This window comes from Paenibacillus sp. MZ04-78.2 (assembly GCF_024213375.1).
Lineage (GTDB): Bacteria > Bacillota > Bacilli > Paenibacillales > NBRC-103111 > Paenibacillus_G.
This window is the reverse complement of the sequence record NZ_JANAVJ010000026.1, coordinates 30,973-57,194: the sequence shown is the minus strand read 5'-3', so window position 1 is coordinate 57,194 and position 26,222 is coordinate 30,973. Positions and strand designations below refer to the sequence as shown.

At 48.6% G+C, this 26,222-nt stretch carries 29 protein-coding genes, 2 tRNA genes and 1 riboswitch; of the genes, 22 read left to right on the top strand and 9 right to left on the bottom strand.

Going from position 1 to position 26,222, the window contains the following annotated elements; translation table 11 throughout:
• The first annotated feature begins 14 nt into the window (after positions 1-14).
• A complete protein-coding gene (locus NLX71_RS17585) occupies positions 15-539 on the top strand; it encodes a hypothetical protein (RefSeq protein WP_254365105.1) in 525 nt (174 codons plus the stop codon).
• Here the strand turns inward: NLX71_RS17585 and NLX71_RS17580 are convergent.
• Positions 465-1,511, bottom strand: a complete 1,047-nt coding sequence (locus NLX71_RS17580) for a YkvI family membrane protein (RefSeq protein ID WP_254365104.1) — start codon at positions 1,509-1,511, stop codon at positions 465-467. The two genes, NLX71_RS17585 and NLX71_RS17580, sit on opposite strands and share 75 nt — an antisense overlap.
• 210 nt (positions 1,512-1,721) lie before the next feature.
• Between NLX71_RS17580 and NLX71_RS17575 the strand changes: the two genes are divergently transcribed.
• Positions 1,722-2,333 carry a DedA family protein gene (locus NLX71_RS17575; RefSeq protein WP_254365103.1) on the top strand — a complete coding sequence of 204 codons (612 nt, stop codon included), beginning with the start codon at positions 1,722-1,724 and terminating at the stop codon, positions 2,331-2,333.
• A 48-nt stretch (positions 2,334-2,381) separates the two neighbouring features.
• Here NLX71_RS17575 and NLX71_RS17570 read toward each other — a convergent pair whose 3' ends face one another.
• Positions 2,382-3,083, bottom strand: coding sequence for a DUF4309 domain-containing protein (locus tag NLX71_RS17570; protein WP_254365102.1), 702 nt, complete (start codon positions 3,081-3,083; stop codon positions 2,382-2,384).
• A gap of 310 nt (positions 3,084-3,393) precedes the next feature.
• Between NLX71_RS17570 and NLX71_RS17565 the strand changes: the two genes are divergently transcribed.
• Entirely contained in the window at positions 3,394-3,963 is a 570-nt protein-coding gene (locus tag NLX71_RS17565) for a xanthine phosphoribosyltransferase (RefSeq protein WP_254365101.1), read from the top strand.
• Positions 3,964-4,100: 137 nt separating this feature from the next.
• Positions 4,101-4,424 carry a hypothetical protein gene (locus NLX71_RS17560; RefSeq protein ID WP_254365100.1) on the top strand — a complete coding sequence of 108 codons (324 nt, stop codon included), beginning with the start codon at positions 4,101-4,103 and terminating at the stop codon, positions 4,422-4,424.
• Between the two features lie 62 nt (positions 4,425-4,486).
• On the opposite strand, the gene NLX71_RS17555 is transcribed toward NLX71_RS17560, so the two are convergent.
• Entirely contained in the window at positions 4,487-4,804 is a 318-nt protein-coding gene (locus tag NLX71_RS17555) for a hypothetical protein (RefSeq protein ID WP_254365099.1), read from the bottom strand.
• Between the two features lie 111 nt (positions 4,805-4,915).
• On the opposite strand from NLX71_RS17555, the gene NLX71_RS17550 reads away from it, so the two are divergent.
• From NLX71_RS17550 to NLX71_RS17540, 3 genes are read left to right on the top strand one after another with little or no spacing between them, the layout of a single operon-like run.
• A complete protein-coding gene (locus NLX71_RS17550; RefSeq protein ID WP_090666677.1) occupies positions 4,916-5,143 on the top strand; it encodes a hypothetical protein in 228 nt (75 codons plus the stop codon).
• Positions 5,140-5,886 (top strand): adenosylcobinamide amidohydrolase, encoded by a 747-nt coding sequence (locus tag NLX71_RS17545; RefSeq protein ID WP_254365098.1) that lies wholly within the window; start codon positions 5,140-5,142, stop codon positions 5,884-5,886. Before NLX71_RS17550 ends, NLX71_RS17545 begins: the two co-directional genes overlap by 4 nt.
• 59 nt (positions 5,887-5,945) lie before the next feature.
• A complete protein-coding gene (locus NLX71_RS17540) occupies positions 5,946-6,170 on the top strand; it encodes a hypothetical protein (RefSeq protein WP_254365097.1) in 225 nt (74 codons plus the stop codon).
• Positions 6,171-6,187: 17 nt separating this feature from the next.
• Here the strand turns inward: NLX71_RS17540 and NLX71_RS17535 are convergent, their stop codons facing one another.
• Entirely contained in the window at positions 6,188-6,409 is a 222-nt protein-coding gene (locus NLX71_RS17535; protein ID WP_254365096.1) for a hypothetical protein, read from the bottom strand.
• 273 nt (positions 6,410-6,682) lie between these two features.
• A complete protein-coding gene (locus NLX71_RS17530; RefSeq protein WP_254365095.1) occupies positions 6,683-7,714 on the bottom strand; it encodes an LCP family protein in 1,032 nt (343 codons plus the stop codon).
• Positions 7,715-7,912: 198 nt separating this feature from the next.
• On the opposite strand from NLX71_RS17530, the gene NLX71_RS17525 reads away from it, so the two are divergent.
• Positions 7,913-7,997 (top strand) — tRNA-Leu (locus NLX71_RS17525).
• A gap of 340 nt (positions 7,998-8,337) precedes the next feature.
• Here NLX71_RS17525 and NLX71_RS17520 read toward each other — a convergent pair.
• Positions 8,338-8,715, bottom strand: a complete 378-nt coding sequence (locus tag NLX71_RS17520; RefSeq protein WP_254365094.1) for a hypothetical protein — start codon at positions 8,713-8,715, stop codon at positions 8,338-8,340.
• 414 nt (positions 8,716-9,129) lie between these two features.
• Here NLX71_RS17520 and NLX71_RS17515 point away from each other — a divergent pair, with 414 nt between their 5' ends.
• From NLX71_RS17515 to NLX71_RS17490, 6 genes are all read left to right on the top strand, one after another.
• Positions 9,130-9,774, top strand: coding sequence for an MFS transporter (locus NLX71_RS17515; RefSeq protein WP_254365093.1), 645 nt, complete (start codon positions 9,130-9,132; stop codon positions 9,772-9,774).
• A 131-nt stretch (positions 9,775-9,905) separates the two neighbouring features.
• Complete coding sequence (gene trxA, locus NLX71_RS17510) at positions 9,906-10,223, top strand: thioredoxin (RefSeq protein WP_254365092.1); 318 nt, start codon at positions 9,906-9,908, stop codon at positions 10,221-10,223.
• 53 nt (positions 10,224-10,276) lie between these two features.
• Positions 10,277-10,594, top strand: coding sequence for a thioredoxin (gene trxA / locus NLX71_RS17505; protein ID WP_254365091.1), 318 nt, complete (start codon positions 10,277-10,279; stop codon positions 10,592-10,594).
• Between the two features lie 213 nt (positions 10,595-10,807).
• Positions 10,808-11,476, top strand: coding sequence for an ArsR/SmtB family transcription factor (locus NLX71_RS17500; RefSeq protein ID WP_254365090.1), 669 nt, complete (start codon positions 10,808-10,810; stop codon positions 11,474-11,476).
• 197 nt (positions 11,477-11,673) lie between these two features.
• Positions 11,674-12,558, top strand: coding sequence for a DMT family transporter (locus tag NLX71_RS17495; RefSeq protein WP_254365089.1), 885 nt, complete (start codon positions 11,674-11,676; stop codon positions 12,556-12,558).
• 108 nt (positions 12,559-12,666) lie between these two features.
• Positions 12,667-12,754, top strand: a tRNA-Leu gene (locus NLX71_RS17490).
• 213 nt (positions 12,755-12,967) lie between these two features.
• Here NLX71_RS17490 and NLX71_RS17485 read toward each other — a convergent pair.
• Positions 12,968-13,330, bottom strand: a complete 363-nt coding sequence (locus NLX71_RS17485; protein WP_254365088.1) for a winged helix-turn-helix transcriptional regulator — start codon at positions 13,328-13,330, stop codon at positions 12,968-12,970.
• Between the two features lie 112 nt (positions 13,331-13,442).
• Here NLX71_RS17485 and NLX71_RS17480 point away from each other — a divergent pair, with 112 nt between their 5' ends.
• The 5 genes from NLX71_RS17480 (at position 13,443) to NLX71_RS17460 (ending at position 18,604) form a co-directional block, all read left to right on the top strand.
• A complete protein-coding gene (locus NLX71_RS17480) occupies positions 13,443-14,639 on the top strand; it encodes an NADH-dependent flavin oxidoreductase (RefSeq protein ID WP_254365087.1) in 1,197 nt (398 codons plus the stop codon).
• Positions 14,640-14,860: 221 nt separating this feature from the next.
• Positions 14,861-15,015: riboswitch (FMN riboswitch) on the top strand.
• 111 nt (positions 15,016-15,126) lie between these two features.
• Positions 15,127-15,870, top strand: a complete 744-nt coding sequence (locus NLX71_RS17475; protein WP_254365086.1) for a class I SAM-dependent methyltransferase — start codon at positions 15,127-15,129, stop codon at positions 15,868-15,870.
• Between the two features lie 277 nt (positions 15,871-16,147).
• Complete coding sequence (locus NLX71_RS17470) at positions 16,148-16,684, top strand: pyridoxamine 5'-phosphate oxidase family protein (protein ID WP_254365085.1); 537 nt, start codon at positions 16,148-16,150, stop codon at positions 16,682-16,684.
• A gap of 92 nt (positions 16,685-16,776) precedes the next feature.
• Positions 16,777-17,730, top strand: coding sequence for a hydroxyacid dehydrogenase (locus NLX71_RS17465; protein ID WP_254365084.1), 954 nt, complete (start codon positions 16,777-16,779; stop codon positions 17,728-17,730).
• Positions 17,731-17,860: 130 nt separating this feature from the next.
• The gene (locus NLX71_RS17460; protein WP_254365083.1) at positions 17,861-18,604 is read left to right on the top strand and encodes a YggS family pyridoxal phosphate-dependent enzyme; all 744 of its coding nucleotides are present in this window, start codon (positions 17,861-17,863) and stop codon (positions 18,602-18,604) included.
• A gap of 24 nt (positions 18,605-18,628) precedes the next feature.
• On the opposite strand, the gene pdxR is transcribed toward NLX71_RS17460, so the two are convergent.
• Entirely contained in the window at positions 18,629-20,059 is a 1,431-nt protein-coding gene (pdxR, locus tag NLX71_RS17455; RefSeq protein ID WP_254365082.1) for a MocR-like pyridoxine biosynthesis transcription factor PdxR, read from the bottom strand.
• A gap of 253 nt (positions 20,060-20,312) precedes the next feature.
• The gene (locus NLX71_RS17450) at positions 20,313-21,233 is read right to left on the bottom strand and encodes a bifunctional helix-turn-helix transcriptional regulator/GNAT family N-acetyltransferase (RefSeq protein ID WP_254365081.1); all 921 of its coding nucleotides are present in this window, start codon (positions 21,231-21,233) and stop codon (positions 20,313-20,315) included.
• Between the two features lie 791 nt (positions 21,234-22,024).
• On the opposite strand from NLX71_RS17450, the gene NLX71_RS17445 reads away from it, so the two are divergent.
• The 3 genes from NLX71_RS17445 (at position 22,025) to NLX71_RS17435 (ending at position 26,200) form a co-directional block, all read left to right on the top strand.
• Positions 22,025-23,287 (top strand): sensor histidine kinase, encoded by a 1,263-nt coding sequence (locus NLX71_RS17445; RefSeq protein WP_254365080.1) that lies wholly within the window; start codon positions 22,025-22,027, stop codon positions 23,285-23,287.
• Positions 23,288-23,302: 15 nt separating this feature from the next.
• Entirely contained in the window at positions 23,303-24,889 is a 1,587-nt protein-coding gene (locus NLX71_RS17440) for a response regulator transcription factor (RefSeq protein WP_254365079.1), read from the top strand.
• Positions 24,890-25,051: 162 nt separating this feature from the next.
• The gene (locus NLX71_RS17435; RefSeq protein WP_254365078.1) at positions 25,052-26,200 is read left to right on the top strand and encodes a Gfo/Idh/MocA family protein; all 1,149 of its coding nucleotides are present in this window, start codon (positions 25,052-25,054) and stop codon (positions 26,198-26,200) included.
• The last annotated feature ends 22 nt before the right edge of the window (positions 26,201-26,222 follow it).

Here is a 26,222-nt window from a genome sequence, read left to right as displayed (position 1 = left end):
CGAGGTGTTGACTCATGATGATGACGCTTGCCTGGCTCGGCGGGGCTATTGGGCTTATCGCGACGGGTTCGGCCGTTTTGCTGGCTTGGACCGTCTATTCGCGGGCCAAAGCCGAGGCTGCTCCTTTAGCCGTCCCGGAGGAGGCGGCTGCCGAAGATAAGGCTAACCCCGAGGACAGCGGGAACGCTGCGGCCCAGACGAAAGAAAGACCGGAAGACCGGCTGTCCTTATCTGCTGCCTTGGTTCGGCAGGCCGGCCCGCATTTGGCCCGTTGGACGTTTTTCGATTATGCGCTGCTTGCCTTGTTTCTGATCGGCAGTTTGTTTCTGTTTACGGATCTGCTTGCCGTCCTGCGGGATGCGGAGCAATATCCGCTTTATCATTTCCCCTATTTGCTGTGCGGCTTTGTCTTTACGGTGGCTGGCATGCTCATGATGCTCGTCCGGCTCGCGCTGACGCTTGCGTCAGTTCGTTCCGACCGGCCGCTGCCTGCGCCAGATCATCAGGACCATCCAGGCCATGCTGAGCAGGCCCAGTAACGGATAAAGCGACGAGAGCAGCGTTTTGAAGCCGATGTGACTTACCACATAGCAGAGCGCAAGAAGGAGCGGCACGATGATCTGATAAGACAAGGAGCTCCGCTGCTCGATCTGCAGCGCCAAGCCGTAAACGTCGGCCAGCAAGGTTGTGAAAATTTCCCCATAGATCACCAGAATGAACGGAAGCTGCAGCAGCGGGCCGAGTCCGTGAATCAGGTGTCCCATCGGGATGTCGAACTGCGCGATCCCCGGCATTTGGGCGGACAGCGCATAATGACCGGCCAGCAGCATGGCACCGATGCCGATTCCTCCCCACACGCCTCCCCAGTACAACACCGACCTGTCCTTGATCTGAGCCCCAAGCGGTACGAGCACCGCTTGAGCCATGGTCAGGTTGAACGCCGCGTAGAGGAGCGGGGAGAACCATATGCGCTGGATGGAATAATCCGATTCGATGTGAAGCCAGTTGCCGGCCCCGGGCGTATCCCATGTAATCCATACGGTAATGCAGCTGAAGCCGATCATGAGCGGGACGATGACGGAGTTTACGGCCATGATCGCCTTCATCCCCCGGATAAGAAGGACATACGCCAGCAGCAGGGTAACAAGCAACCCGGACTGAAGAGGCAGATTCAAATGCTCGGCGAAAACTGATCCCGCCCCGGCCAGCATAACCGTCGATACGCCGAACAGAGCCACCAGGGTAAACAAGCTGACGGCGTTTCCGACGGTTTTTCCGAATAACAGCCTGTTGAGGTCTTCGTAAGACTTGGCGCGGGTATCGTGGGCCAGCAGCATCAGTTTGATGCCCAGCCATATAAACAAGGCGCTGGCGACGCCGATGCCGAAAGTCGCCATCCAGCCATAGCGGGTGAAGAACTGGATAATCTCCTGCCCAGTCGCGAACCCGGCGCCTACCACGGTGCCTACATAAGTGAAGCTGACCTGCAGAATGCTCCCCCATTTTCTCATTTCGCTCGCAAGTCCCCCTTCCTGACCGCTTCCTTTATGATACAACGTATGAGAAGGGGCCAAGCCTCATGACTTTTTGTTTGTGCCGGATAGGCCAACCTGTCTGGAGGGAAGCTTATTCTTGGGTTAACGGACGAATTCTGATACAATGATAAAGGATTCGAGCGACGTTCGACATGATCTGAAATTACTTGGCTGGAGCGTGTGAAGGTGGAGCATATTATACAGATGATTGATCAATACGGGTATATAGCTCTTTACGGTTTGCTTGCGCTCGGCATTGTCGGCGTACCCGTGCCGGATGAAATATTAATGACGACCGTGGGCTCGCTCACGGTAGGAGAAAATCCGCTGCTGGATTTCGGCACTTCACTCGTCGTCTGCTTTGCCGGGTCCATGACAGGCATGTTGATCAGTTATTTTTTAGGCCGGACCGTGGGCAAGCCGTTTCTTTACAAGTATGGAAAATGGATCAAGCTGACACCCGAAAGGCTTAACGTAGCGGAGGGCTGGTTTCACAAGTATGGCATGTGGGCGGTTACTTTCGGCTACTACGTGCCGGGAGTGCGGCATTTTACGTGCTATTTGTCCGGCGTCAGCAATGTCGGAATTTGGCGGTATCTCCTTTACGCGGGAGTAGGGGGCTTACTCTGGTGCTTGTCGTTTCTTACCCTGGGGCACTTCATCGGAATCAATGCTCCACATATTATTGAGGTCGCTCAACGATATATGGGGATCACGATCGCGATACTGGTCGTCCTGGTCATCGTTATCGGATATTTATATTGGCGGCACCGCAAGCGGGCCTTAAACCGGACATAAAAAAACCTTGACAGGAAGCTCCTGTCAAGGTTTTTTGGGTATACGACGCTATTCCGCGAACAATTTTATGGAATTGACCTTCTGCGATTTCGGGTCGATATCCAGCTTCAGCACCGCTCCGGTCGCTTTATACGTCAGAACGAAGCTGGTGTTCGAGCTCGGCTTGCCGAGCGCTTTGGTCACCTCTTCGACCGGATCGCCGAGCTTGAGGCCGTTCAGGCCCGGATTGACGTCAGCGCTTCGGACATCGACAAAATGCAGCTGCTTCTGCTTGTCGAACCCGACGAGGAAATCGGTGTAATCGTACACCGTAATCGGATCGGTGTCATCCTCCATGACGAATTGCTCTTTCGGCTTGCCGAATTTCTCTGTAATTTCCGCGGCGCTCGTTTTGAGCGTCAAGCCCAGCAAGGTCGGCTTGGCCTGCGTATACGGCGACTTGATTTCGATCTTCAGCTTCGTTTGCGCATTGGGCTTCGGGGTCTGCTCGTCCTCTCCTTTGTCCTTGTCGGCGCTTGCGAGCGATACCTTATCGGTCTGAGTTCCCGTCGGCGTAGCGGGAGAAGGGACAGACGGATTCGTGATCGTCTCGCTCTGAGGCAAGGACGTCTCTGTCGGCGTAACGACCGTTGTTTCTTTCGGCTGGACGGGCGTCGGCTCCGCCGCATGTTTCGGTTTGCACCCCGTTGCTACCATCATCATGATCATTATAACGGACAAGATTCCGATGAAGGCTTTTTTTCTGTTCATCATGAGCTCCCTTTCCGTGTTACAATTTGGCTGTAACCTCTTTAAATCATACCGTGTACCCGGCTTCTTTCACAAAGAGCGAAAATGCCCAAATCCCCGCCAATTGCTACGAAAATGCGGGAATTTCATTTTCAAAGCTTCATTTTCGTCCGGGCAGACATTTTTTCTTGTTCTATATCATTAGACGATGTTTGGAAGCAAAAAGTTGCATCTTTATTTCCAATTCCGTAAAAGATCTTACTTGAAACCTAGTTTACCGTTATGTTAAGTTTTACGGGAACAGGGAAATGAAAGAGCGGAGGCGTGGAGAATGGAATTATTGAAACAAAAGATCAGGGAAGTGGGCGTGGTCCTGTCGGATGAGGTAGTCAAACTGGATGCGATTCTAAACCATGTGGTCGATCCGGTACTGACAACAGCCATGGGACGGGAATTCGCGCGTTTGTATCGTGACGAGAACGTTACGAAAATTTTAACGATCGAATCGTCCGGCATACCGATCGCATTCGCAGCCGCACAGGAATTGAACGTGCCGCTCGTCTTCGCCCGGCGCAAAAGGTCGCTCAATACCGAGACGGAAACGTACTGCGAGCGCGTGCCCTCGTTTACGAAAGGCATTGTCACCGACATTATGGTTTCAAAGGAGTTTCTGGACAACAAAGACCGTGTCGTGCTGATCGACGATTTTATCGCCAACGGCGATGCGGCACGGGGGCTGATCCGGATCATTCACCGTTCGGGTGCGACGCTGCTCGGTCTTGGAATCGCCGTGGAAAAATCGTTTCAAGCCGGTGGACGAACGATCCGCGAGTCCGGTGTACGGGTGGAGTCGCTTGTGAGGATCGCATCGCTTGCAGGCGGGGAAATTCGGTTCGAATAGCAATATTTGTCTCGGCTTTCTGCTCGCTAAGCCTTCCATCCGTCCGCTTTTTCCTTTATAATGGATCGTAGGCTGAAAATTTGAAGTTCGATCTTCGGCCAATTGGCGAAAGACAAAGATGGGGAGGTGCTACTTGCATGGGGAAAGAAATTCCGGCAAATTTTTTCTTGACCAAATTAAATGAGGCAAAAGTACACTTCGAACGTGCCCTTGATTGTAAACATACGGATTTTGACGATCTGTATCCTTATATGATTGAGCATCCTCAATTTTTTTGGTACAAACGCTATGTGGCTTGGTCCGAGCTGCTGACCATCGTCAAGCTTTGCAAAGAGCTGGACGTCGAGTGGGAACAGCAATTCTCGCAGCAGCAAGTGGATTACATCAACAAACGGGTCATGTCCAGCAAAGTGCTCGATTATTGGTTCGAAACCAACGACACCAAGGAGCATGTAGGATAACGTTGTTCCTGATCATAAATCGAACCTGTACCGGGCTCGCGTCCGCAGTACAGGTTCTTTTGTTACAGCTGTTCATGCCGGGGCAGCACATTCATCGCTTCAATATGCCTTCTCGTATCCGGCGTGCCGAGCTCGTGCAGCATCCGGTAAATCCCCGTCAAGTGCTCGTCGTTTTCTTTATCCGAACGGTATTCCCGGTAAGGCATCGTTGCCCGCACCGCTGTATTCTCTTCGTTCAGGGCAAGCTCCTCGAACATATCTTGCAGCTTATCGACTTCTTCTTCTGTTGCCTGTATTTCGAACTCGAAGTTGCCGGTCGCCTCTTCCGGCTCCTGCTTTTCGCCGCTTCCGACGGCGATATAGTACGTTTTCTTTTCCATCTCGTATCCGCTCCTCCAATCCGGGTACCCCGCTGACGTTGTTTATTGTATCCCCCAAATGATGTATTCTTATTACATAACCAACTCCAACGAAGATTAGGGGGGAATACCATGATTTCAGACGAACAGTTGGACAAATACCGGGTGGAGGGGACGCTGCTTCGCGTCGTGCGCGATGCGGACAAGTCGAACGACGTTAAGGGTATCGTCGTTGCGTGGGATGACAATACGGTCATGATCCGCAAGCAGAACCGCCGTATCGTAAAGCTGGATCGCAGCTATCATTTTCAGCCGTTCCAGGAGCCGCGCATCGAGCTGTTCGAGGGGGAGCTGTCATGACCCCGGAGCGGCCTGCTTCTCGCCGTTACGCGGACGAGCTGGTCTATTCCGACGTTCCGTTGGCCGGTTTCCGGTTCGGCTTCGCGAACCGCGGCTATGAGAGCTACTTCCTGATCGAGAGCGGGCGGCCACTAAGGACGCTGAATTCCTCGATGTGGGGGGAAGGGTTCGGGGAGTTCCGCCGCTTCATGAACCGGCAGGTGCCCAAGCACTATGCCTCGGACGACCCGTTGGCCGAGATGAACGCTTTTATGACGGAAAAAGGGCTGGACCCTCAACATACGGCCGCGCTCCTGACCGCGGCAAGCTTGGCGGACTTCGGATACGAGCATGTTCGTCTTCCCGGGGGGACAGACGTGTGCGCATGGGTGACAGCTGGGTTAAGCAACAAGGCGAGAGCGGGCAAGGCATGCGACGTCTCGTCCTTGTTCCCGGGCACGATCAATACGGTGCTGGTAATCGAAGGCCGTTTGACGGACGCCGCGTTCGTTAATGCCGTCATTACCGCGACGGAAGCGAAAACGGCTGCCTTGCAGGATTTAAACATCCTCATGGAAGAAGGGGGACAGACCGCTACGGGTACGACGACCGATGCCATCCTTATTGCAGCGACGCAGCAAGGCGAATCGTACCGGTATGCGGGGACAGCGACCAGGCTAGGCTATGCGGTTGGCCGAACGGTCTATGAGGCAACGAAACGATCCGCAGCGCATGGCTTGAAGCGAATGAGAGGTCTGGTATGAACCCGTCCGGATTGGGTTAAGGTAAACTATTATGGCTGGCATAAAAAAAGGGGGAGAAGATGGATCAGGATCAGCATTCGAAGGAAGCCGAGCTGTTTTTGCAGCCTTATTATTTGCTGCGGATACGCTCGGACAGCGGCGGGACGTCAGGCGAGGTATGGCTGCGCGATAACGCGGGACATGGAGGCGACGGCACGCATTTGTTCAACGTTCCGAGACAGGAAAGCGCGGAGGAGCTTAAACGCTGGGCCGAGCGGGCGATCCGGGCCTACGAGGAAGGCTGACGAATCCGACCGCCGCATCATGACCGGAAAGCGGACAGCAGCAGCAGTACCCCAAGCGTCGCAAGGAGACTGATCATAACGAAAATAAGACCGCCCAGCAAAAGCAGCAGGCCGGGAAATACGATTCCTAGAAGAAACGCGGCGCCGAGGACCCACAGCAGCGCCTTGAGCGTTAGTTTCAGCAAGCCCCAGAGCGCCAAAGCGAGCAGAATGCCTCCCATGATCTGCAGCAGCACCATAATATCGATCCCTCCTCTTCTGTAGGAAAGTATATGGCGCAACGGAAAAAACATGTCATGCGGCCGGACAAGTCATGATCTGCTTTTATGCGGCATACAATGGGTTCTACTATCACTCGTGGGAGGCGTTGCCATTTGAAGCAGGGCTCGGCGTTGAAAGGAACCGTAATTGGCATCGTCCTGACGCTTCCGATCTGGGTGGTTATCCTCTGGCTTGTGCGCAAATGGCTAGCCGATTAAGGAAGCGTTTGCTGGTTTCTCGGCTTGGCTTCATTATTGCAGATTTTCACGAACCAGCTCCTTCAGCCGTTCCTTATCGGGCTCCCAGTACCAAAGGGGAGAGCGGACAAGCGGATCGGTTGCGACGACGGATTTGCCGGGAATTTGCATATATTGGATGTCCTGGCCCTTCATGCCCTTGAACAGCCAGGCGAGGCTGATAATATCGCTGTCGGTCAAGTTCGTGTCAACCAGCTCTTTTTTGGCCTGCTTCAGCAGCCCCGGAAGCTCGGTTAATTTCTCCGGCGCCAGCAGCTTCTGAACGACGGCCCGCATCACCTTCATATGATCCGCCTGTCTGCCGAAATCACCGTCCTCCAACGAATACCGTTCCCGGACGAAAGCGAGCGCGGTTAAACCGTCCAAATGCCGGCTTCCCGCTTCCAGCGGCTTGCGGGTCATGGACAGCCACATGTCTTTGGGAATGTCTACATCGATGCCCCCGATCGTATCGATAAAGGTGATGAAGCCGGAGAAATTCGTCTTCACGTAATAATGAACCGGAATCTGCAACAGGTCGCTGACGGCTTGAATCGCTGCCTCGGTTCCCGCTTCCTTGCCGCCATCCATTTCGGCTACGAAATGCGCATGGTTTATTTTGGTTAAGCCGATCCCCGGCAGCGGGACGCGGGTATCCCGCGGAACGGACACAAGATTTACCTTTTTCTCGGCTGGCACGACATGAGCGAGCAAAATGACGTCCGAGCGGGCGGTTTGACCGCTCGTCGAGTCCAATCCGAGCACGAGTGCGTTAAATGCGGTCGATTTGTTTGGGCTGGCGGCTTGAAGCGGATTGGCGGCAGGGAGAGCCGGTGAAGCGGTTGAATTCTCGACAACTGTCGGATCGTTCGGCGGAAGCTTGGAATGGCTCGGAAGTTCTGTGGAGACGGCGACGGAGGGTGCGGCGACAACCGGAAGGGCTTTCATTTCAAAATGGCGGACAGGCTCCAAGTAACGATACAGCAGTCCGAGACCGGCTCCTGCGAATACGACAACAGTAAGGCCGTAGATCTTCCATCGTTTCAAGTGTGATCACCTGATTTCATATGAATATGATACATATTGTAACTAAATATGGGTTTATAATACAAATTGTATCATAATATGAATCGTAAAAAAATACTATACCTAAAATGTTTGACTTAAGACTTGAACGATGATATGATACTCCTTGTCTCCTTGAAAGAGCAGCTTTCAGGCAATCCATTCAAGGGACGAAAATATGCGGTCGTGGCGGAATTGGCAGACGCGCACGGTTCAGGTCCGTGTGGGCTAACCCCCCGTGGAGGTTCGAGTCCTCTCGACCGCATCACTTCATCAATGACAGGTTTCTGATCTGCCTTTTCTGGCAGAGCAGGAACCCTTTTTATAATTTAATATATTTAGGCTGCTGCTCATTACCTTGGCAGAAGATAGCTGTAGTGGAGAAATGAATATGACTGAGCCAGATGCGTCCCTGCCGCCTGGCGGTCCACAGATTTTCGATGTCCCGCAGCGATTCATGGAATTCAACTCCAACTGCCGGAGATTATCCATCTTCGAGAAATCGCACAAGTGTTCTATGTATACCGACTAATATCCATTAATCGCAAATCAGCTTGGAAAGTTGGAAAGAACGTTCAACCTTTTGGCCGGGTTGCGACAATGCATCATGGACAGAGGCCATATTTTCGCTTGCCGTTTGTTGGAACAGCCAGCTTCAGGAATTGAAACCTTTCGCCTTCAAAGGCTGCCGTCCATACGAGGCCATCCAAATAGTAGTTATCCAACTCCTCGGCTCTCCTCGTGGGTGTGCCCAACTTGGCTTCGATCTGGGCTCTTGTATCACTTTGTAACAATCCATGGGGAAGCGTACCGATATATTTTCCATGCTTCTTATTTTCTTCCATGATCGTCATTGTTAATTCGTCAAATATATAATCACCCTCGCTTTTCTTGGTGATACCGTTGTTTTCAGCGCCAATATCGAAATGGAGAACGACACCCTCTCCAGTCACAAAATAGGTCGTATCAAGATTCCTCCGCACAGTCGGCCGCCAAGTTATCTTGTCCCTCGAAAACTGATCGACCAAAGGAGGGTAAACACTATGTATATTAAGAGTTTTTTTGCTCTTATTATAGATATAACGAGTCTTTAATATCTTGATTGAGAGAGGTGGAGCATGCCGTTACGCATGCGTCTCACGGCTTTATTACGAGAGATGGCTTATCGCCTGCCGAGTTCCCCCGCATTGTTGATAAGGAGGTGTTGCGTTATCGGTCTGTCGATCATCTGCAAGTCGAGGTTGTCTAAGCTTGCAAGATTGAACCCGGATTTGAGGTGATCGATATGCTGCCGGGGATACTTCGTACTTTATGCTTTCCCAATTGATTTTTGCCGCGGCCAGCGGCGGTCGAACCGCTATGGACGTCAATATGGATTTAACGAAGGAGGATTTCAAATGACAAACAGCAAAAATCGACTCGCATTCACGATCTTGGCGATTATCCAAGCAACGCTGATCTTCACGATTTCGCTGATTATGATTCCACTGCCGAAGATCGCCAGTGAGTTCACCTTGGGTTCATCGCAGGTGCTCTTGCTTCAGGTAGCCTACGGACTGCCTTTCAGCGGCCTGCTGCTGTTCGGCGGGAGGCTGGCGGATCGCTATCGCGGGCGCCGGATGTTCGTGATCGGACTGATCGTCTTCGGAGCTGCATCCCTCGTCGCCGCTTTTGCCCCCAGCTTCGAGGTACTGGTTAGCATGCGCTTTGCGCAAGGCATCGGCGGGGCACTGACAGCCCCGGCCGCCATGGCCGTCTTGCGCGCCCTGTTCCCCGATGCTGTAGCATTCGGACGGGCCATGGCCATCTGGGGCGGGCACCAAGCGGGTCTCGCCGGCGGTGTGATGAACACGTCCATGGAACTTGGTCCGACAGTGGGGCTGGCGATCCTGATGACCGTGGCGTCGCTACAGGCGGATGTCGTACAAGGCTATGCATGGGCTTTCGGGACGGCCGGCGTGGTCTATACATTCGCCGCAGTTGGCGCAATCGTGCTAACCCGACGCATCCCCTCGGGAGCCGGGGAGCCGTCAAACCATTGAAGTTCTCGTTCGAAATGAATAGTTCTTGCTCCTTGAAAAAATAACTTGAAAAATGTAAGATGATAATTTATAATTCAATTATTCAATTGAATATTGCAAGGACAAAAAATCGAAGGGAAGAGGTGAATACAATGACAATTTACAATGTTACAGATGCCACATTTAAAAACGAATTGCAAAGCAATGGATTAACCGTCGTCAATTTCTGGGCAACGTGGTGCGGTCCGTGCCGGATGTTTGCGCCTATTCTTGAAGCCTATGACGCCGAAGGAAACAACGAAGTCAAGATTCTCAAAGTCAATGTGGACGAACAGGCCGAGACCGCAGCTTTATTCGGCATCATGAGCATTCCGTCTACGATTATTTTTAAAAATGGCGAAGCGGTCGATAAAGAAATCGGCTTCATGTCGATCGATCAATTGAAGCAATTCATCGCCAGAAATCAATAACACTTGATGAAGGATCAGCAGGCCAATTTGTGAAAAGAAGGAGAAGATGCGAAATGGCAGTTCACAACGTAACCGATGCTACATTTAAAAACGAAATGCAAAGCGAAGGTTTAACCCTCGTCAATTTTTGGGCGCCATGGTGCGGACCGTGCCGGATGTTTGCGCCCATTATTGAAGCATACGATGCAGAAGGAAACAATGATGTCAAGATTCTCAAGGTGAACGTGGATGAAAATGTGGAGACCGCATCCCTTTTTCAAATTATGAGTATCCCGGCGACGATTCTATTTAAAGACGGCAAACTCGTGGATAACAAAACGGGTGTCATGCCCAAAGAGGATCTAAAGCAATTTGTTGCCTCGCATAAATAGTTTCAACAGGTTAAGTTTTGGATATTATAGATAATTGAGTAGTTTCAAGTTTCCAAGGACCAGAAATGTGGCTCAAGTAAAGAGCTGCTTGCTGGTTTCTTTTTTCTTCATTTCACTTCTGATCGCCTGTTCAATTAATGAATAGAATAATTGTATTTTGCTGCGACTTCCCTGTATAATTTGTATGAATTGAATTTGAAAGGGCGGAGGAACGTGGAAAGTTTGCCGTCGGCAAGAAAATTTAAGGATGAATTATATCAACAATATGCGCGGATTGGTAAATGTTTATCCAGCGATAAGCGGCTTGAAATATTAAGTTTGCTTGCTCAAGGGCCTAAATCTGTGGAGAAGCTGGCACAGCAGTCGGAGATGAGTGTGGCCAATGTGTCTCGTCATCTTCAAATATTGCTGGATGCGCGGTTAGTCAAGTTTAATAAACAGGGAACTTACGTCATCTATACACTTGGTGCTCCAGAGGTTTCCAATTTTTTGCTTTCCCTATGGCGTCTTTGTGAAAGCCAATTAGCGGATATATCACGAATGAAAGAAGACTTTTTACAGCATTTTGATGATGTGCTGACATTGTCACTCGATGAAGTGATGGACAAGTTGGAGGCCGGAACGATTATTTTGCTGGATGTCCGTCCTACCGGGGATTTTGTGGCAGGACATATGCCAGGAGCGATCTCTATCCCAATCGACGAAATAGACGAATATATACAAAATCTTCCTCGGGATATCGAAGTAGCTGCTTATTGCAGAGGACCTTTTTGCATATATTCAACAGAGGTTGTTAAAAAATTGCAGAATGAGGGCTTTACAGTCTATCGGCTTGAAGAGGGATACCGGAATGGCATGTGGAGCATAGAAGGACCCCGGTAGACCGAACCCGGCAAATTTGAGCGGAACGACCGTGTCTTTGTTCTCGGCAGGCATTGTCTCTCTGGAACCGTCATGGCCAAATTTCAAATTCGAGAAAATGTATTCCATATTTCGATGACGAACGAAATATTCTTCGTTTACAATGACCAAAGATTACGCTTCCGCGGATCAAAGTAAACGAAGGGGGATATCGCTGTATGAATACAATCAAATTTGTGCCATTGATCGTTTTAACAACCTTTTTAATGGGTTCTTCTTTCACTGTAGGGAAATTGGGACTGGCTTACGCTTCCCCTTTGTTATTGGCCGGATATCGCTTCATTTTGGCTGGAATCCTCATGGCGGTCTTTGTTATCGGGCTCCGAAGACCGCATCCCGATTCCAAGCGCGTCTGGATCAGAATGCTGGTTATCGGCGCGTTTCAAACGGCAGGGGTGATGGGATGCATTTTTTTGAGTCTGCGAACCATTACGGCCAGCCAGTCGTCCATCTTGACGTTTACGAATCCGCTGCTTGTGGTCATCCTGGGGATGGTTCTTCTTAAGGCACGGTATAAACCCTATCAATGGATAGGTGTTCTGCTGGGGCTGACGGGTGTAGCTATAACATTGGGAATGCAGCTGGAAGTCAAAATCGGCCTGCTCTTCGGCTTGCTCTCCTCGGTATGCTGGGCGGTGTCGACTTTACTGGTCAAACGGTGGGGAGGGAGTATCGACTCGTGGGTTTTATCCGCTTATCAGATGCTCTTCGGAGGCTTGCTGCTCTTATTGGCCAGTTTGGCTCTTGAACGGCCGTTCTTTATTGTCAACGGGCATTCCTTGGCGATTTTGCTATGGTTAAGCGTACTATCTTCCATTGTACAGTTTGCTGTCTGGTATTACGTGCTGCAGAGAAGCGATCCGGGAAAAACAAGCGCGTTTTTATTTTTGGCTCCTTTTTTCGGGGTATTAACGGGCTGGAGCGTATTAGGGGAGCCGCTGCATCCTTCGATCATAGCAGGCGGTCTGTGCATCGGAACAGGGATTTTTCTTGTAAATTCGGACTTTAAGCCACGCCACGCCGTTTTCTCCAAGGACAAATGATAGAGGGATGCCACAACGAGGAGTGGCAGATTAACGCTTGACATGGCCAAGTGCCCGTTATATAATTCAATTTGTCGGTTCGAAATTGATCGAATCGTAGCGAAATATGCGGTCGTGGCGGAATTGGCAGACGCGCACGGTTCAGGTCCGTGTGGGCTAACCCCCCGTGGAGGTTCGAGTCCTCTCGACCGCACCATTCCTAAAATTGAACAAGCTCTTGAGTTTCCTTATGAGGAGATTCAGGAGCTTTTTGCATGATTTGGATTTGCAATGTGGCACTCATGAAAACGTCGGAGTGTGAAGTGGGTAAGCTTGCTATTAAAAGCAAAATGCGGCATGGATTGGGGTCACTCTTATTTTTAGAGTGGCCCCGAACATATACTACGAAGATACGCGCTGTGTTTGAGAATTACGAAGGAGGCGTTTCACTTTCAATTGTTTCCGTATAGTGCTCCTGTCCCCACGCACACAACATTTCGAGTACAGGCATCAGCGTCAAAGCTTTAGGCGACAAGCGGTACTCAACCTTCGGTGGAACTTGCGGATATTCTGTGCGGATTAGCATATCATCCGTCTCTAACTCTCTTAATTGAGAACTTAGCATTTTATGTGTCACGTTACCCAGCGCTCGTTTCAGTTCGCTATACCGAAGAACTTCTTTCTTCCACAGCCAGAATAAAATATGCATTTTCCACTTGCCATCTATTAAAGAGATTGCATATGAAAATGGCGCTACATAGACTTCTTCCGAAACATATTTCTGCTTGTTCAATTTTCATACTCTCCTTTTTGATAGTATCTAACTTTAAAGTGCATACTATACGAATAGTTTACTTTTTTCTACAATAAATAGCGACCCCCAAAATTGAAAAGGAGAGATCATCATGAATCATGGTCATTGGAACTTCCTCCAGCCGTATACCTTCACAAAAGGAGTAACATTAAAGAATCGAGTCGTCATGGCCCCCATGACGACCATGTCAAGCTTCTTCGACGGTTCAATCACTAGCGATGAGGTGAATTATTATGCAGAAAGAGCAGGCGGCCCCGGAATGATCATTACGGGCGTTGCATATGTTGCCGAGAACGGAAAGGGTTTTGAAGGCGAATTGTCGATTGCGAAGGATGCCGATATCCGAGGACTTTCCAGAATCGCCGAAGCTATTCATCAAGGCGGCACGAAAGCTGTTGTCCAAATCTTTCATGCAGGTCGCAAGACAAATAGTAGAATTTTAAGAGGTGTTCAGCCAGTAAGTTCCGGCCCCATCGCTGCTACACACCCGGCAGATTCAGAAACACCACGCGAATTAACGCCTGAGGAAATCGAAGATATGATTCAGGACTTTGGCAAGGCCACTTTACGGGCAATCCGCGCAGGATTCGACGGGGTGGAGCTGCACGGAGCGAACACTTATCTCCTACAGCAGTTTTTTTCTCCGCACTCTAATCGACGGTCAGATAAATGGGGGGGCGGATTTGAACAACGGATGCGATTTCCACTAGCGGTTATTGATGAGGTTGCTTCTATTATCGCCACCCATGCGCACAAACCGTTTTTGCTGGGCTACCGTCTCTCCCCGGAAGAAATCGAAACACCGGGTATTCGTCTTGCGGATTCTCTGGACTTTGCCCGGAGACTAAGCGATGCTCCGATTGATTATCTGCATCTGTCATTGGCTAGTTATAAACGTACCTCCCTTCATGACGCTTCCGATCAGGAACCGGTGCTTGACAAGTTTATTAAGGCGCTTGAGGATAAAAAACCACTTATAGGGATAGGGTCTGTGGAGCGCCCGGAGGATGCGGAAACGGTTATTCGATCCGGCGCGGCTTTGGTTGCCATCGGTCGGGAATTGATCCGTGAGCCGAAGTGGGTGCAAAAGGTGGAAACAGGCGATTTGAGCAGTATCCGCTACGGCCTCTCGCCTTCCGAATTGGATGAACTGCGTATCCCTCCAGCTATGCAAGCCTATCTTGAAGGGTCTTTCAGAAAGCTCATGCGCTTTACCACCGATGAGCCGGAGGAAGACAACTATCAGCGTTCACTTGCGCCAATGGAAGGTTTTGAGAAGAAAATGTAGGAAGGATGGGGTACCTGGTGCGGACCTAACCCGGTGACAGCCCAAAAAACGGCAGCTTCGGAAGAACCCCAAAGCTGCCGTTTCCCCTACAGCTGCTATTCAGATCATGGATGGCTATTTGTGACTTACAGATCGGGTTCCTGCTTCGCAAGCTCTTCAAGCACCCCTCTTACTCGAATTGCAATCTCCGCCTAAGTTTTGTAAACTGAGATCAAACTGAATAGTACCTTCAGGGCAGGGTGAAAGTCCCTACCGGCGGTAATAACCAATCTAGTGGTTTTAGCCCGCGACTCGCGATTCATTTCTGTATCGGATTGCGACCGACTTAGTGTAATTCTAAGGCCGACGGTGAAAGTCCGGATGGGAGAAGGTGATGCTAACGTTGAATTTTTTGAATTACTAAATTCAAGGTTTATTTTTTGTTGCCCTGAACTGAGTTCGGGGTATTTTTTGTTTCTAAAAATATTCAAATAAGGAGCGAAACGAGATGAAACAAAACGTGTATAATCAATCGCAATTTTTTGAAGGATATAAGAAATTACGGGAAAGTAATAGCGGGCTTAACGACGTATTGGAGCAGCCGGCATTGAGGGCCTTGCTCCCCCGTTTGGAAGGGAAACAGATTTTGGACATCGGCTGCGGGATGGGGCAGTTTGTATCGTATTGTGCGCGGCAGGGTGCCAAAAAAGTGGTAGGCACAGATATTTCAAATAATATGATCGAGTATGCCAACCAACATAACAAGGGCGAAGATACGGAGTTCGTTTGTTCCGCTATTGAGGATTTACAGTTCGAAAACCAATCGTTTGATCTGATTGTCAGTTCTCTCGTTCTGCATTATGTCAAAGATTACCGCGAGGTTGTTTCTAAAATTCACAGATGGCTTCGGACAGGAGGAATTTTCATTTTCTCGATCGAACATCCGATAGTAACGTCGCAAAATCCGATGCAGGGATGGGTATACAACGAGCAAGGGCAAAAGATATGCTGGCCAGTGGACCATTATGGTGAAGAAGGGGAGCGTAGACAATCATGGTTCATTGATGGGGTGATAAAATATCACCGGAAACTAGCTACCGTTGTAAATGAACTTATTAAAGAAGGCTTTCAAATCGAGCGTATGGAAGAACCGGAGGCTACAGTCGCTGTGTTGACCGAGCGGCCGGAATTGGGGGAGCATGGAAGAAGACCGCCTATTTTGCTCGTGAAATGTAAAAAAGGATTATCTTAGTGAATACGTGCATGCGGCTAAATATATCCCCCGTGTACGCTTGACTTTTGGGTTGCACCAAAGTTTAGACTTTTCTTCAGAAGTCTTCATACAGTGTATTGTTATTATGAGGCCTCACGCGGGTAATCCCATAAAGAGATTGAATCAGCCAGGTTTATTCTGGCTGTTTTTTTTGTGTCAAATATGGATTGCTATATTTCTGTAATTTTGGACGTTTCTATTCATTCCAATGGCTGATAAACTTGCATAATACTTCAATACAATAGGAGTGATAACAATGGATGGAGTGCGTTATAAAATAAGAGAAGTGTTGGACAAGAGCAGGATTGAGACATTTCTGCAGCAAGCTAGAATTGGACATCTTGGAATGGTTGATGGTCATCTGCCGTATGTTGTTCCGCTCAATTTTGTTTGGACAAATGGGAGGCTTTATTTCCATGGAGCCACCGGTGGGAGACGAAATCGGGTTATGGAGGCTAATCCGGAGGTCTGTTTTACGGTTTGTGAGGAATATGGAACGATTACTGATCCGGTGCCAGCCAAGACGGATACAGCGTATATGAGCGTAATGCTTTTTGGCAAGGCACAGCCCATCGTCGATCTGGAAGAAGCTACACACATGTTGCAAGAAATGATTTATAAGTATGTGCCTGGTTACTACAATCGGCCGTTACCCCAGCAGCACGTAGACAAATACCGGTCAGCCGTATTCGGTGGTCCGGTACAGGTGTACCGAATTGATCCACATCATATCACTGCGAAAGAAAATCCGATTGAGGAAGAAAAAATGTTCAAACCTGGAAAAACCAATTGAATGTAAAATATGAATGCTGCCGTTACTTATGCGGCGGCATTTGCATTATTAACTATGGTTTCCCGTTAGCTTATAGAGAAGGAGGCAGGTCAATGTATAAAGTTCTGGTATCAGATCCCATAAGTGATTTTGGATTGCAGCAACTGACGCGTGCTGAAGATGTGGAGATCGCCCAAATAACGGGGTTGACCGAAGAGGAGCTCATTTCAATCATCCGTCCCTATGATGCGCTGCTTGTTCGTTCTCAAACGAAAGTCACTCGGCGTATCATGGAGGCCGGTGTTCATTTGAAAGTCATCGGCCGGGCAGGAGTCGGTGTGGACAACATTGATTTGGATGCCGCAACGAGCCGGGGGATTATCGTGGTCAACGCACCCGACGGCAATACGGTCTCTACGTGCGAGCATACCTTTGCGATGAGGATGGCATTAGCCCGGCATATTCCGCAAGCGCATGCCAAAACCGTTGCCGGGCTGTGGGAGCGTAAGTCATTCCTTGGCGTTGAATTGCGAAATAAGATACTCGGTGTGCTGGGACTTGGCCGTATCGGGATTGGCCAAACGCGCAGCGGCATTTGGGATGACCGTTATCGGCTGCGATCCCTTTTTATCGGAAGAAAGGCCAAGGCCAACAAACTGGGTATCAAGCTGGCGACAGTAGATGAAATCATACGGACTGCTGATTTTATGACGATTCATACGCCCCTAACGAATGAAACGCATCATATGATCGCGGGGCCGCAATTCGATGTCATGAAACGGGGAATGCGAATTATCAACTGCGCCCGTGGGGGAATTATTGACGAGGCGTCTCTTATTGAGGCGCTCGACGAAGGAATTGTGGCAGGCGCAGCTTTCGATGTATTTGAATGTGAGCCTCCGGCGTCAGATCATCCATTCTTAAGGCATCCCAAAATGATTGTTACCCCGCACTTGGGCGCATCCACTTTGGAAGCCCAAGAGAATGTAGCCCTTGATGTTTCCGAACAAGTTATTCGTATCCTGCGAAATGAACCGTTTAAAAATGCAGTCACCATCTCGGTTTGAAACAAGTCAATGTCGTAAGTGCCATTCAATCGAGGAGAGGGGTGACAGGGTCTGCTCTGCCCGGCGTGGGTTTATGCGAATTGGTCAACGTGATCATTAACAATCGTGAGTAGAAAGGGGGTAGGGAAACATGGGCCATCTAGTTGAAGAGAATCTCAAAACCGTAAGGCAGCAGATGGAATTGGCTTGCCAAGCCTCGGGGCGCAAGATCGAGGACGTGGAATTGTTGTTGGCGACTAAAACTGTACCGCTCGAAAAATTGCAAAGGGCTATCCAAGTGGGCGAGACTCTATTTGGGGAAAACAAAGCGCAAGAACTTCGGGACAAATTTCCGCTTATGCAGCAATATAATCAGGTGGAATGGCATTTTATCGGACATTTGCAAACGAATAAAGTGAAGGACGTTGTCAAATATGTTACACTCATTCATTCTGTGGACCGTTTGAAACTGGGGCAGGCCCTGCACCATCAGCTCGTCAAAGAGAACAAGACCATGAATATTCTGGTACAAATCAACACGTCCTACGAAGAAAGTAAATTTGGCGCTTCTCCGGAAACGGCGCTGGAGTTGGTGGAACAATTGTCCCAGTTCGAAACGTTAAACGTGAAAGGCTTAATGACGATTGGAAAACTGAATGCTACAAACGATGAGACCCGGCACTGCTTCCGATTACTAAAATGTATTCAAACACAAATTAGGGAGAAAAAGTTTCCGCGTGTAGAAATGGAAATCCTCTCGATGGGCATGTCCGGCGATTTCAAGGTGGCCATCGAAGAAGGAGCTACCATCATCCGTGTAGGGACAAGCGTATTCGGCCAACGTTACTTGCCGGACAGCCATTACTGGAACGAAAACGCGCGCCAGGACGATTAGGAGAGAGGCAGGGGGACGCTTGGATTATAAAAGCATCCCTGCCAGACGATGAATGCCTGCTTCAATGGCGGCTTCATCTACTTTAGCAAAACCAAGTACCCATCCTTTTCGCTCGCTTTCCAAACAATACTTGCTAAGCGGATAAACGCGGATTCCTTCTTCGAGCGCGAGGTTCGTCACGGCTTCTTCGTCAAACGACGGGTCAGCCTCAAGAAGCATATGCAACCCCGTTTCTACGCCGCTTAGTGTGAAGCGTTCGCTCAGACCTGTCGTAATGATGGCCTTCGTCATAGCTTCGTGTCTACGCCGATATACATTTCGAACTCGTCTCATATGGCGCATGAAATGACCATGCTCGATAAAATGAGTAAGCGTTAATTGCTCCATAATCGGAAGATGACGATAGGTTAATTCATGGACTTGGGCAAGCCGACGAATGGCCTCTTTGGGACTAATGATTGCCGATATTCGAATACCGGGAGCGATCATTTTGGAAAAACTCATCATATACAACGTATTCTGGGGTCGCTGACTGAACAAGGTTGGAAGCGGGTCACCGCGATATCGAAATTCGCTGTCGTAATCGTCCTCAACAATCCAGAACCGCTGCCCGGCAGCCATGTGCAACAATTGTTGCCTGCGAGGTTCCGACATAATAACGCCAACCGCACACTGGTGCGATGGCGTAACAAACACAAGTTTGGACTGAGGGTGAATGCGGTCTACGCATAGCCCGTACTCGTCGACCGGAACGGAGACAACTTGCATACGCCGATACTTCATCGCCATCCAAGCGGCAGGGAAGCCGGGATCTTCAACCGAAACCGTGTCTCCTTCATGTAAAAGGGCTTGTGCGATCAAATCGATGCTATGTTGTGCGCCTGAGGTTAATATGATTTGATCGGTACTCACATGAACACCCCGTTCAAGTGACAAATAACGTTGAATTTGTTCTCGTAGCGGTAGGAATCCATAGGCGTCGCCGTAAGCCCAACTGCTCAGGTCTGTTTCTGTGGAGGCCTGTAAAAATGATTGTCTCCAATTTTTTTGAAAATGGTCGTCCAAATAAGGCTCATGAGGACTGAAATCGATCTCTGCTTTTCGATGTTCTTTGTTTCCGAACCAACTGTGCAAATGACCGATTGCCGCGTTTAATAAAGGTAATTCGGGGGGGACGGGTCCTTGTGTCGCGGCATCCTCCGAAGGACGAGTCGCATAGGTCCATTGGCTAACTCTAGTCCCGCCGCGACGAGAGGTTACGGTGTACCCGCGACTGAATAACTCCTCGTAAACAATCTGTATGGTTGAACGGGAAACGCCAATCAACGGAGCGAGTTCGCGGGATGGGAGCAGCAATTCGCCTGGCGGCCATTTTCCGGTTGTAATATTATGAATCGCTTGATCCAGAAGTTGCTGCCAGATGGGACGTTCGTCATCCCGGTTTACTTTTAGCATTCATTCACCTCCAGTGTTTTCTACTGGGATTATGGATTGCTCTAAACTATGAATTATGGATATTCAGTAAAAATCCATTGATTGATATACTATCATGACAATCGTTGCTTTTGCAACACGTGATAGCATCTCCTTTCTTTGCTAAAAAATTGTCGAAAAAATATCCCGCCGAAGTCTTGGAGGCCAGAGCAAGCCGGTCTCAAAGAATCGGAGGGATACACATGTCACAATCCGGATAACAAACTCAATCGGCTCAATGAAGATCAAGGTCCCATCGTTCTTCAATTAATTTCGTTTCGGACCATTCGTCGTTTGGTTTTTCTTCAGTTAATTTAAAGTTATATTTCCGGTAAATATAGCGGGCCGATTCTAACGTGCTTACGGTCCATAAGAACACATGCGCATAGTTTTTTTCTCTACAGAAGCTGAGGGCGGTCTCAACGAGTTTTTTTCCGATGCCTCTCCCTTGAAAAGATTCATCCAATATAAACCATCTGAGTTGGGCAACGGTATCGCTGGACTTTGTAATTGCTATCGAACCGACGATCCCACCGTTCACTTCGGCAACCCATAGCTCTCCTCCATCGGGATTCGTCATAAAATCTGCTAAACCTCTCATAACATAATATTCAAACATTTGGCCAAACTTATACGTCTTATCATAGATCCTTCCATGAAGGTGCGCGACGTATCCGACATCTCCCGGTTGAAATGGCCGAATGAGGACTTCTGAAGCGGAAGAATATGGTTTCGAGTACACGGATTCGATGATTTCCATGGCTGCGACCATTCTGGACAAATCATGTTTGGATAAGGGGTGAATCATGCTATCTACTCCACGACGCGCATGCTCAACCAAGTCTTCGTAAATGTTCTCGCCATCTTTGGTTAAAAAGAGGGCATACTGGCGTTTATCCTCACTTGACTGTTTTTTGAGGATGATATTTTCCTCCTCGAATCGTTGGAGCATTCGGCTCATATAGCCTCGGTCAATCCCTAGTTTTTCTCTAACCTCCGTTGCCGTACAGCCATTTCCATGATGGATTTCTGTTATCACTCTTGCCTCTGTCAATGAAAAAGCTTGATTATAAATTTGTTGATCGATTTTACCTAGCACATTTGCATAAGTCCGATTAAATTTACGAATTTTTTCAACGTATTGATCCGATTCCATCTGTTATCCTCCTGATCCGAAACTATAAATCATCAAAATTAAAAATGAATACTAGAATAATAATGTTTATAATTGACTTAGTCAACTAATTTTCTTCGCGCGATTTCTTCTGTTAAAGATTACACTCTATATTCATAACAGATAAAAAGATATAATAGAAAGTAACCGGCACGATTCGTCCATGAATCAGGCATTGGAATAGGGGGTTAGGGATGTTTCCGAATCGGTTGATTTCGAACAACGTAAGGCTCTGGAAAAAGTTTATTTTGATTTACGTGGTCGTAACGATTATTCCAATCATTGTTCTGGAATATTTCCTCTCGGACAGTATTCAATCCATCGCTTTCAGAAGCTCCCTGGAGCTGTCCAAGGTTTCAGTCGAACAACTTGACGAGAATTTAACGAATAAGTTGAAAGTCTACTACGATATGGCCGACGGGCTGTCGAACGACCTTCAGTTTACGAAATACTTGAATACCGAATATACATCGCCTTATGAGGCGCTGAATGATTTCAACCTGTTCGTTAAGCCGCTAATGTCCATGTTAAACTATAAAAATTCCGAAGCGCTTATTCGCGTCTATACTAAAAACTCTACCATTGGGTTTTCCGGGATTACGAATCATTCCATGGATGATCTTGCAAAGGAAGGGTGGGCGGATCTTTCAAACCCGGGAGGGGGGACAATCAAGTGGGTTGGAGCCGGAAACTCGATCAACCTATCCAATAAGGAGTATTTGGGCAATTACAGGTTTCTGTTTAGCGATACAAGCGAATATAAGCCGAATTCCGTGCTTGCCGTCTTTTTTAGGAAAGATGAATTATACTCGATTATTTCAAAGGAGGTTGAAGGGGGAAAAAAAATATTTATTAGCGATGCCACAGGCGCCCTTGTTCTTTCTACCGAATATGAAAAAAAATATGTAAACTTGAATGAAGTCCCCTTCGAAGAAGAGTACAGGAAGGACAGCAAAGAATATTCTTTTGTACGCTATGATGGAAGCGATTACATTATGCTCAGAAAACAGATCAATCGTCCGTCGATCAACATAAACCATTGGAGCATTGTATATATGATTCCAGCAGGAGCCGTACATTCAAGCATTCAACAAATCCGAATGACAAGCGTTGTTCTTTCCGTGCTCTGCATCGTATTTTCTTTTATATTGACGATCCTCCTATCCAGGAATATTACGGGAAGAATAAGCAAGCTTCTAAAAAAAATCAGCAACGTCAAAAGAGGAAATTTTACGATTTCGGATGAAGCAGAAGGCACGGATGAAATTAGCATCCTGGATAACAGCTTTAATGAAATGATCGAAAGAATAGACACATTGATTCATGAGGTCTATGAAGCCGAAATCCGGGTGACGAAGGAAAAGCTCAAAAACAGCATTATTGAAACCAGGGCACGGGAGGCGGAAATCCATACTTTGCAGAGCCAGATCAATCCGCATTATTTATTCAATACCCTTGAATCCATTCGTATGAAATTGCTCACGAAGGGCGACAGGGAGTCTTCGGATATCATCGGAATGTTTGGCGAAACATTCAGGCTGGCGCTAAGCAACCATAACGATATTTACAAGCTTTCGGACGAATTGCGGTTTGTCGAATCTTTTTTCCTGATCCAAAAATACCGTTATGGCGACAGGATCAACTACGAGAAAGATGTGCCTTCCGATCTGCTGAACGTATATATTCCGAAGCTGATTTTGCAGCCGCTGGTCGAAAATGCGATCTACCATGGAATCGAAAGAAAGGCGGATGGAGGGACTGTAACGGTACGTGGCCGTATCGTCGATGGAAAGCTTGTTATTACGATAACGGATGATGGAGCCGGGATGGATGAGGAAGAGTTGAATCTATTGAGGGAGAGGATCAATAAGAGCAATCAAGCAGACAGTCCTATGGGCTACTCCGGGATCGCGCTCCGCAATATTCATACCCGGCTCAGATTGTTGTTCGGAGATCAATATGGCCTGATCATACACAGCGGCAAGGGGATAGGGACTGAGGTCGTGGTCAGTTTACCGGTAACGGACGCCAGTTGAACAGGAGGGGTAGACATGTATAAAGTTTTGTTTGTAGATGATGAGCCCAACATATGCGAAGGACTTAAGCTGATCATCGATTGGGAGAGCGAGGGGTTCGGAATTGCGGGCGTTGCGCGTAACGGTTCGGATGCGCTCAAACAGTTGGAGTCAACGGCTGCCGATATCATTATTACGGATGTTCGAATGCCCGAAATGTCCGGGATCGAGCTGGTGAAAAAGCTGAATGAAACGCGCAATGGCGCCAAAGTTATTATCATTAGCGGTTTCTCGGAGTTTGAATATGCAAGAGAGGCTTTACGATACGGGGTCCGCAATTATATATTGAAGCCGATCAACAGGGATATGCTGGAAAGCACGGTTCGATCCATAAAAAAAGAGCTGGATCATGAACGCATCAACGAACGATCGCTAAAAAAGCAAGAGAATTTTATACGGGAAAAACTTCTTGTTCACCTGGTCAAAACCGGAGCATGGGACCAAACGGATTACGATGTAGGGGATTGGGGAAAAAACCTGACGGACAGCACCTGCTGCGTCTCCACCGTGCTGTTGGGCGATAATCGGTATGCAGACTGTACTCCGAGAGAAATGAAATATGACATTTCAAAGCAGATCGTGAAGGAGATCATGGGCAGCACGCTGGAGAAGCATAAATGCGGGTATGTGTTTGAACCGGAGCAGAAGGATCTGCTCGGGGCACTTCTTTACAGCGGGGAGTATGACATGAGTTACATTAAAGAAGTGGTGCTGCCCGAGTTGTATACGAATATTCAGCATGTGACAAGCGGCGAGATGATCATCGGACTCGGAAATGAGGCCATGAGCGCCGCAGCCATTCCCGAATCGTATCGAAATAGCTGCAGAGCCGCAAAATGGCAAGGGCTGGTTAATGGGGCCGGTATAGCGATCTACGACAATATGGAAATGGACTGCGATTCGGATTCCGCCTGGGATCATTCCGTTCTTATAAGCAAGGTTCGACAATGCGACGACGCCGGTATCCTGCATGAGATGGAACGTCTCTCCCGTTATGCTGATTCTTTACAACAGCCGAATAAAGCACTGTATTCCATCATGATCGGCATTTTTATGGAGCTTGCGACCATGATGAACGAAATCGGCGGCGACTTAAAAACCATTCTCGACAACGAAATCGATACCGGGACTGTCAGTGCCAATAACGACGTACTGGAGCTGGTTGGGTTTATTGAGGCCGCATGCGTCAAAACGGCTTTCCATATCAAGGAGAAGTGCGGCGGTTTCGACCATGATGTGCTCAACCATATCGTTCAGTTTGTGAATTGCCATTATAATACAGACCTCAATTTGGCGACTCTCTCGAACAAGTTTTTTCTTAACCAGGGGTATATCGGCAAGCTGTTCAAAAAGCATACGGGCATGGGGTTCGTCGATTATTTAAACGGGGTCCGAATGGAAAAAGCGGCAAAACTGTTGGAAGAAGGTTACTTGAAAACGTATGAAGTCTGCGAGGAGGTCGGCTACAAGGATTTAAATTATTTTTATCGGATCTTCAAGAAATTCAAAGGGGTTTCTCCGGCAGAGTACAAGAAAACGATCCGGATGCGAAAATTTAGTTAAGCGCTTTCGTAATCTGTACTTTTTTGTCCTGCTATAATTACGGTTTTGTCATGTTACATTCACGATACGCCTCCTCTACAATAAAAGTGTGAGGAAGAGCACATGAACCGTTAGAAATGAAAGGGCTTACAAATCTTGTCTATGACTTAGGGGTGGATGAATATGACAATTAAAGTGGGGATTGCAGGAGTGCGAGGACTCAGCTCCCTTCAGGGCTTCCAGAGTTGCCCCGATACGGAAGTTGTGGCGCTTTGCGATCTGGATGGAGAGTACCTTCAGGAAGCGGCGCGTGAGCATGGAATACAGCATACTTACCGAATCTTCGAAGACATGCTGGAATCGGACATCGATGCCGTAGTCATCTCTACCCCCATGCAGCTTCACGTACCGCAGACGATCGCAGCTTTGCAAGCAGGAAAGCACGTGTTTTGCGAAGTTACGGCGGGAGTTACGATGGATGAATTGTGGTGGTTGAAGGAAGTTGTGGAGTCGTCTAAGAGCGTGTATATGATGGCCGAAAACTATTGCTATATTCCGGAAAATCAGATAATCACCAATATGGTGAAGAAGGGCTTGTTTGGCGAAGTCTACTTTGGCGAAGGGGAATACCTTCACGACGTTCGCAGCTTGGCTTACCAATTCAACCGCACGAATGCAGCAGAGCAATCAGCACCGACTTGGCGCAAGTATTGGCAGTTGGGCAGGCGGGGGAATTTCTATCCGACACACAGCCTCGGGCCGGTCATGAAGTGGTTCGAAGGCGACCGGATTCGAGCCGTTTCTTGCTACGGTTCAGGGTGGCATACGGATTCCCGCTTTCGCCAAGAGGATACGACGATTACGCTCTGCCAGATGGAAAGCGGGAAGCTGATCAAGCTTCGCACCGATTGCATTTCGAAGCGGCCGCTCAATGTGAACTACACTCTGCAAGGAACGAAGGGATGCTTCGAAGCGCCGCGCGGTATGGGCGATCAGCATAAAGTGTGGCTGGAATCGATGGGAGGTGATCCTGCTTACAATAGGGAATGGCGCCCGCTGAGCGACTTCTATGACTATTTGCCCGACCGCTACAAGAACGCAACCGAGGAGCAGAAGAACGCAAAACATTGGGGGAGTGATTATTTCATCATCGAGGATTTCGTAAATGCGGTTAAAGGGTTGGCGAAGCCTGCCATTGATGTTTACGACGCCTGTGAATGGACAGCCGTAGCGCTGTTATCCGAGCTATCCGTTATGAACGGCGGAAGAGCGATGGAGATGCCCAACTTCCGGAAGAGCGGTTCGTATGCGGACCAAATTATTAAATTGTGATTTGAGGGCAAGGGATACTTCA